Annotated in this window: 5 protein-coding genes; 2 read left to right on the forward strand and 3 right to left on the reverse strand. The window is 66.7% G+C overall.

Translation table 11 applies throughout. From position 1 onward, the window contains the following. Position 1 precedes the first annotated feature (1 nt). Together E1261_RS18675 and E1261_RS18680 are read left to right on the forward strand one after the other, a co-directional pair. Complete coding sequence (locus tag E1261_RS18675; RefSeq protein ID WP_132408158.1) at positions 2–613, forward strand: hypothetical protein; 612 nt, start codon at positions 2–4, stop codon at positions 611–613. Between the two features lie 73 nt (positions 614–686). Beyond that, entirely contained in the window at positions 687–2,768 is a 2,082-nt protein-coding gene (locus tag E1261_RS18680) for a PLL family lectin (protein ID WP_132408159.1), read from the forward strand. A 300-nt stretch (positions 2,769–3,068) separates the two neighbouring features. On the opposite strand, the gene E1261_RS18685 is transcribed toward E1261_RS18680, so the two are convergent. From E1261_RS18685 to E1261_RS18695, 3 genes are read right to left on the reverse strand one after another with little or no spacing between them, the layout of a single operon-like run. Beyond that, entirely contained in the window at positions 3,069–4,082 is a 1,014-nt protein-coding gene (locus E1261_RS18685; protein ID WP_132408160.1) for an ABC transporter substrate-binding protein, read from the reverse strand. Between the two features lie 11 nt (positions 4,083–4,093). Next, complete coding sequence (locus E1261_RS18690) at positions 4,094–6,313, reverse strand: glycoside hydrolase family 95 protein (RefSeq protein WP_132408161.1); 2,220 nt, start codon at positions 6,311–6,313, stop codon at positions 4,094–4,096. Positions 6,314–6,318: 5 nt separating this feature from the next. Further along, a complete protein-coding gene (locus E1261_RS18695; RefSeq protein WP_202874816.1) occupies positions 6,319–7,392 on the reverse strand; it encodes a type 2 periplasmic-binding domain-containing protein in 1,074 nt (357 codons plus the stop codon). Between the last annotated feature and the right edge of the window lie 155 nt (positions 7,393–7,547).

Below are 7,547 nucleotides of genomic sequence, written 5' to 3' on the forward strand. Positions count from 1 at the left end.
TATGTCGCCTGACCAAAGTGTGGAGCCGTTTGTCGTCAAGCGACATGGGCTGGGCACCACCAAGACGATGTTGCTCGTCTGTGCGCTGCTGGTCGGGGCCGAGGTGCTGATCACACTGCTGGCCGTCGTGATCGCGCGTGCCCAGGGCAACTCGGTGCGCGACGCGCTGGAGACGATCTGGCTGTCCTGGGGCGGCAGCCCGCTGATCTTCGCGCTCGGGATGCCGTTCCTGCTGGCGATCGGCGCGATCACTGCGCTGGAGGAGCGGCAGCAGGCGGACGAGGACGACGTACTGCTCTCGATCGATGCCGTTGGTGTGCATCTCGGCGGCGCGCAGCCACGCACGGTCGGGTGGGACGAGGTCCGCGGCCTCTGCCGGATCGAGCGGCCGCTCGGCAGTGCTGAGGACGACGAGTGGGAGCCGTACCTCGTCGTACTGCTGCACGACGCCGAAGCCCTTCCACGCAGCTCGAAGGCCTGGGGACCGTCCCGGCCGTGGCCGGGCGCACACGAAGTCATCGGACGTGCCATGCCGTACGACGATCTCGTGGCTGCCGTCGCGCAGTACGCACCGGACGTCCCGGTCACCGACCGCGGCCGCGTACCGGACTGAGTCCATGGCTTAGCGGCTTTCACCCAGCATGGAAACGGTAGCGGTCAAGGTCGCTCCCCCACACCATGTGCCCATGCGTCTCGCCCGAATCGCCCTGGTTGCGCTGCTACTGGCCGTCCAGTTCGCCCTCCCCGCCCATGCCGCCGAGCCCGCCGGTACCTGGAACCCCCAGGCCGCCCCGAACGCCGGCGTACCGGTCCCGCCCGGCAGCGGACCGTTCTACATGTACGCACCCTCGATCGTGCAGCTCTCGCCGACCGAGCGCATGGTCTACACCTGCGCCAACCGGGTTCCCGGCCAGACCTGGGACCACGTCGGCATGAACTACGGCACCCGCCGCGCCGACGGCACGTATGCGTGGGGAGCGGTCCAGTTCCCGCTCAACCCGCAGGCGGCTGACACACCGGCGTGGGCCTCGAACCACATCTGCGATCCCGAGGTGGTGCGGGGTTCGTTCCGGTACGACGGCCACACGTATGCCTGGGCGATGTTCGTCCTGGGCTACCCCGACCTGGGGAAGCACCCCGGCGCGGACGCGATCAACGTGGTCGGCGTCGCGTATGCCGACCAGCCGCAGGGCCCGTGGAAGCTCAGCCGGAACGCACTGCTGGACCGGTCCACCGATCCCAACGTGAGCACCTGGGGTGTCGGCCAGCCGAGCGTCACCTCGATCGACGGCGCTGGCAAGCTGCTCGTGTTCTACAGCGGGGTGGGCCAGGTGATGCGGCGCGAGGTCGACCTCAGCGACGCCAACAACCCGAAGATCGGCCCGCGCGTCGAGCTGCCCGCGAACGGCCTCACCCCGGAGCCCGGCGGCGGCCCGTTCCTGCACAACGCGTCCTTCGTGTACGACCCGGCGCGCGACGAGTTCCTGGTGTCCCGTGACACCGGCTCCGGTAACGAGCGAGTCCAGCCGGACGTTGAGATCAACCGGATCGCAGGGTCCGCGATCTGGTCGGGGACCGGTACCTGGAGCGTGGTGGGTCGGCTGACCGAGTGCCACAGCGGGTACAGGTACAACCACAACTCGGGCATCGTGCGGAACGCGTACGGCATGATCGCGGACGGCTCCGAGCTGGACGTGTACTTCGCCACCGAACCTCCCGGCGGCAACTACTGGGCCTACCGGCTCGCGCATGCGCAGGCACCGCTCTCCTTCACCAGCGGGGCCAGGCCTGAACTGGTTGCACAGGAGGACGGCCGGATGACCGTGCTGGGCCACACCGCGAACCGGTGTGAAGCGAATGTGTGGAGCTCGACCGAGTACGGGTCGTGGACCAAGTTCGGCGCGAGCCCGGCGGGCCGGCCGGTTGCAGCCCGGCAGCCCGATGGCCGAGTCGCGTTGTTCTCCCGGGCCGCCGACGGATCGATCTGGTGGAACTTGCAGTCGGCACCGAACGGCGGTCACCCAGGCTGGGCCCAGTTGCCCGGCTCAGCGTCGGCGGGCGATCCAGTGGTTAGCCGTACGGCGGATGGCCGGCTGATCGTCGTCACCCGGCGCAACGAGGCGCCGGGCTCCCGGGTCTACGTGAACGTCCAGCAGGCGCCGAACGGGGCTTTCGCGAGTGCGTGGCAGGACCTGGGGGCCAGCCCGGCTGGTCAGCCCGTGATCGGTACCAATCAGGACGGTTCGCTGGTGCTGTTCGCCCGGGCGGCGAAAGAGGCTGGTGGTCAGATCTGGTTCAACCAGCAGGCCGGTACCGCGTGGACCGGCTGGCAGGCCGTGGAGGGCTCACCATCCTTCGACGGCGGACCAGCCGTGGCCCGGCAAGCTGACGGGCGCCTCGTCCTCGTGGCACGCCGCTGGGAAGGCGCTCTGTCCGTCGTCTACCAATCCACCGGATTCGGCCCCTTCACCAGCCTCGGCGCCGCCCCCGCGAACGACCCAGTCCTCGTCGAGCAAGCAGGCGGCCGCCTAGCCATGTTCGCCCGAGCCGCCGACGGCTCGATCTGGTGGTCTCGCCAGGACACCGACAACGGCCCCTTCACCGGCTGGGACAGGCTGGCCGGCAACGCCGCCGACGACCCAGTCACCCAACGCCGTACCGACAACCGCCTAACCCTCGTCATCCGCCAACCCGACGGCCGCGTCCTCCACCGCACCCAATCCACCGCCGGCTCCCCCACCTTCACCGACTGGCAACCACTCCGCTAACCCCTGCCCGTAACGTCCGAAAGAACGGAGGGCCCGCCTCCGCCGCTTCGGACGTTACGCGTGGCCCACCCACAACGTCCGAAAGAACGGAGGGCCCGCCTCCGCCGCTTCGGACGTTACGCGTGGCCACCAACAACGTCCGAAAGAACGGAGGGCCCGCCTCCGCCGCTTCGGACGTTACGCGTGGCCCACCCACAACGTCCGAAAGAACGGAGGGCCCGCCTCCGCCGCTTCGGACGTTACGCGTGGCCACCAACAACGTCCGAAGGATCGGAGGGCCCGCCTCCGGGGCTTCGGACGTTAGCTCTGGCCGCTGAGGAGGGTTTCGAGGTCGGTGAGGGTGTCCATGGCGCCGAGGGGGCCTAGGCCTAGGAACCAGACCTCGTCGTCGACGCGCTTGGCGTGGCCTGCCTTGACCGCGGGGAGGGCCTTCCAGAGGTTGCCGTTGATGACCTGGTTCTCCTTGGTACCGGTGATCGGGCCGAAGCTGGAGTAGAAGATCCAGTCGCCGTCGGCCTGGCCGATGTTCTCCTCGGAGACCTCGACCGCGAGGTCCTGGACGTCCTGCACCTTCGGCCGCGGCAGCCCGATGTCCTTCAGGATCACGCCGATGAACGACAGGTTGCCGTACAGCCGGATCTCGGCCGGGCGGAACCGGACCAGCGAGATCGTCGGCGAGCCCTGGACCTTGCCCTTCACCTCGTCGGCGCGCTTCTGGTAGTCGTTCAGGACCTGGGTGGCCTTGTCCTCCTCGCCGACCGCGTCCGCGACCAGCAGGAAGTTCTCCTTCCAGGGGAACCCGGGCCGGATGCTCATCACCGTCGGGGCGATCGCGTTCAGCTTGTCGTACAGCGTGGCCGCGCGCAGCTTGCTGCCCAGGATCAGGTCCGGCTTCAGCGCGGCGATCGCCTCGAGGTTCAGTTCGCTGACCCCGCCGACCGTCTTGATCCCCTGCGCCTTGTCAGCCAGGTACGACGGGACGCCGTTCTGCCCGGTGTTCGTGGCCATCCCGACCGGCGTGATGCCGAGCGCGAGCACGTCGTCCAGCTCACCGCTGTCCAGCACCACGACCCGGCTGGGCTTCTTGTCCAGCTTGGCCTCGCCGAGCGAGTGCTTGACGGTCCGCGGGAAGGCTCCCGGCTGCGCGTCCGAGCCGAGCTTGGCGGTCTCCGCGTCAGCGGTCTTGAACAGCCGCCCGCCGGTCGCCACTTCCTTGTCCCCGGCACCGGTGTTGGCACTCTGCGTGTCGCTACCACCACAGCCGGCCAGCGCCAGGACCGCGGCCACGACGACGACTCCCACTAGTTTCTTCACGAAGGTTTACCTTACCTAATCAGCTCCATCGGCTGATCGGCGGTGAGGCTGACAACAACTTCTCGGTCCTGGATCGCGATCCGGTGCGTTCCGGTGCGCGAGGCAACAACCGTCGCTGCAGTGACCTGCCCACCACGCCACGTGACGTCGAAGACCAGTCCCCCACGAGCCCGCATCCCGCGGAACGAGCCGTCCTGCCAGGCAGCGGGCAGCGCAGGCAGCAGCCGGATCACGTCGGTGTGGCTCTGGATCAGCAACTCCGGGATGCATCCGGTCATGCCGAAGTTCGCGTCGATCTGGAAGATGTCCCCGTCACGATGCAGCAGATTGTCCGAGACCAGACGAGCCAGGTAGTCCTGGATGACGTCGTACGCCTTCTCCGCCTCGAACAACCGCGCCCACAACGCCACCAGCCAGGCCGCGGTCCACCCGCCGTTCGTCGCACCATCGGTCCGCACGGTCAGCGATCTCCGAGCTGCTTCCGCCCATTCCGGCGTACAGGCCGGGTCGATCTCCGCACCCGGATGCAGGCCGTAGAGATGCGATTGGTGACGGTGGTTGATCTCGGACGGCGTCCAGTCGGTCGGCCATTCGTTCAGCCGTCCGTCGGGCGTGATCCTGATCTCCGGCAACCGCTCCCGAGCTGCTTGTGCACGTTTATTGAGCTCAGATGTCAGCCCCAGCGCGGTCTCGGCCTCGGCGAGGTTGGCGAAGAGCTCACGGATCAACCAGATGTCGTACGTCGACGTCAGGTCGACCGAGGCCTTCTCCCCCGACGGCAGGACGAAGTGATGTTCCGGCGCGGTCGACGGAACGAACTGCAGCCGGCCATCACCGTCCTCGACCAGCATCGCGAGCACGAACTCCGCGGCACCTGCGATCAACGGATACGACCGATCCCGCAGTACGTCGAGATTCTGGCCGAAGCGGTAATGCTCCATCAGGTGCGCGGTCAGCCAGACGCCGCACGTGGCACACATCGCCCAGACAGGATCGTCACCACCTTCGCCAACCGGCCAGGTCGCGGCCCAGATGTCCGAGTTGTGGTGCGACACCCAGCCGGGAGCGTCGTACAGGATCTTTGCCGTGTTCGCGCCGGAGGCAGCCAACGCCTCCAGGTTGTCGATGAGTGGCTCGAAGCACTCGCTCAGCCCGGTGAGGTCGGCGGGCCAGTAGTTCATCTGGGTATTGATGTTGTTGGTCCAGTCGCTGGCCCACATCGGCCGACGGTCCTCGTTCCAGATGCCTTGCAGGTTGGCCGCCTGCGTCGCCGGCCGCGAGGACGCGATCAACAGGTAGCGGCCGAAGTTGAACATGAGGGCGACCCGATCGTCGCTGTCCAGCTGCAGTTCCGCACGGCCGTACAACGCTTGGTGATCCTCGATGTGCCGCTCGCGCACCTTGTCCAGCTCAACAGCCTTCAGTACGTCGGTTGCCGCGCGCAACGCAGTGTGCGGATCGCGACCCGGCGGCACCGACCAGCCTTCGAACGTGCTCGCCGCCGCCAGCAACACCGTCACGCTGGTCGCGCCCCTGACGATGATGCCGTCGTCCGAGAGCACCACTTCACCACCGTCATGATGCACCTTGACAGCGATCCCGAACCCGATCCCATGACCGTCGCGGTACTGGATCGGATCCGGGCTCTCGCGATACTCGATCGTCAGCTCCGACGGCGCATGACCAACGGCACCATAGATGCCGTCAGCAACCACTGTCCGGATCGTATGCTGACTCTCCAGACCGAGGTCCAGATCGATCGCCCCGGCCTGGTCGGCCGTGATCGTCCAGACCAGCACCTGGTCCGGCGCGGACACATAGGTCTCGCGCCGGAACCGCGTCCCCTGCACTGTGTAGTCGACACCGACCACGCCGGTCCGCAGATCGAGGCTCCGGCGATAGTCGCTGGGCTCCCCGACCGTCTGGATCAACAGGTCGGCCAACGGCTGGTACGACTCGACCAGCGGACCCTGCAGATCCCGGGTCCGCTCGGTCGCCGCCAACCGATCACCGTCAGCCAGCAACAACCGCCGTACGTCGGCCAACGCCTCCGGACCGCCCGTCACGTCGAGCGTGCGCGGCCCGTCGCCGGACCACACATCATCGAGATTCAGCGCGATCCGCTCCGCACCGACCCGGCCGAACACCTTCGCTCCGAGATGCCCGTTGCCCACCGGCAACGCCTCGAACCAGTCCGGCGCGGGAGTACGGAACCACAGTTCATGGGACATAGGTGCTACTTGCTCCCGGACTTGTACTTGTCGTAGGCCTGCTGGTTGATCTCCAGGTAGCGGGTCATCCCGGTGCTGTCGAGACCCTTCACGTAGGTGTCCCAATCCGTGTCGATGTTCTTCGATCCGGTGATGAACGCCAACTGGTTCTGACTGACGTAGCTGCTCAGGTTCGTCTGCAGCGTCGCCAGCTCACCGCTGAGGCTGGGGTCCGGCCAGACCGAGGTCTGTGGGAACCACTGCGCCTTGTCCTCGTGCCCCTCGTACTTCTCCGTCGTCTCCTTGTACAGCCGCCGCTCAAGACCCGAGTCGGAGTAGATATCGGCCGGCACAGCCTGCTCGTTGCGGTAGTTCAGCGTGACGTTGTACTGCGCCATCGCATCCCACGAGATGTTCTTCTTGTGCTCGTCCTCGGTGAACCGGTAATAGCCGACCTTGGTCTTGTCGTCGAGCGCGATGTCACCAGGACGCGGCGCGGACCAGCCGACCCCCTCGGGGCCCATGATGGCGACCCTGCGGCCCTCTTCGCTGTAGATGTAGTCGAGCATCTTCACCGCGGCGACTTGAGCTTCCTTGCTGGCCTTGTTGGTCAGCATGAAGGTGTAGCCGGTCGAGCTCGGGTAGTTGTACCCGGTGTAGCTCTTACCCTCGGGGCCGGTCAGCGGCGGGACCGCGTCGTACTGCTTGTCCCGGCCGTCCTTCGAACCGAGCTGGACGAAGATTCCCGGCCAGAGCACCGGCACCGAGCCAAGCACAACCGCCTTCGGATCGTTGCCCTGCGCCTTGAGTGCCTCCGCATTCTGAGTGAACGCGGCCTTGTCGATCAATCCTTCCTTGTACAGCGATCCGATGTACTTCAGCCCCTCCTTCCAGGCATCTGTGTTGACCGGCGTGACGACCTTGTCCCCGTTCAGCGCCAGCAGCGAACGGTTGCCGTTGTTGGCACCGACCGGGTTGTACGCGAACGCGTTCATCAGGTAGCCCATCAGGCTGCTGTCCTGGATGTCGGTCGTCAGCGGGATCTCGTCGGCCTTGCCGTTGCCGTTCGGATCCTGGGTCTTGAACCAGGGCCTCGGCAAAGTCGTCTTTTCACTTGGCCAGAAGCAAGCTGAGTACGCGTTTGTGGTCTCGGGCGTGATGTCGGAGTCCGGCTGCGATGTTGTTCCAGCCTGCGTGGCGTAGCAGGGTGATCGCGAGGTTGCGGAGGCTGGCCATGGTGCGTGGGGCGTGGCCG

The organism is Kribbella albertanoniae (genome assembly GCF_004348455.1).
Taxonomy (GTDB): Bacteria; Actinomycetota; Actinomycetes; order Propionibacteriales; family Kribbellaceae; genus Kribbella; species Kribbella albertanoniae.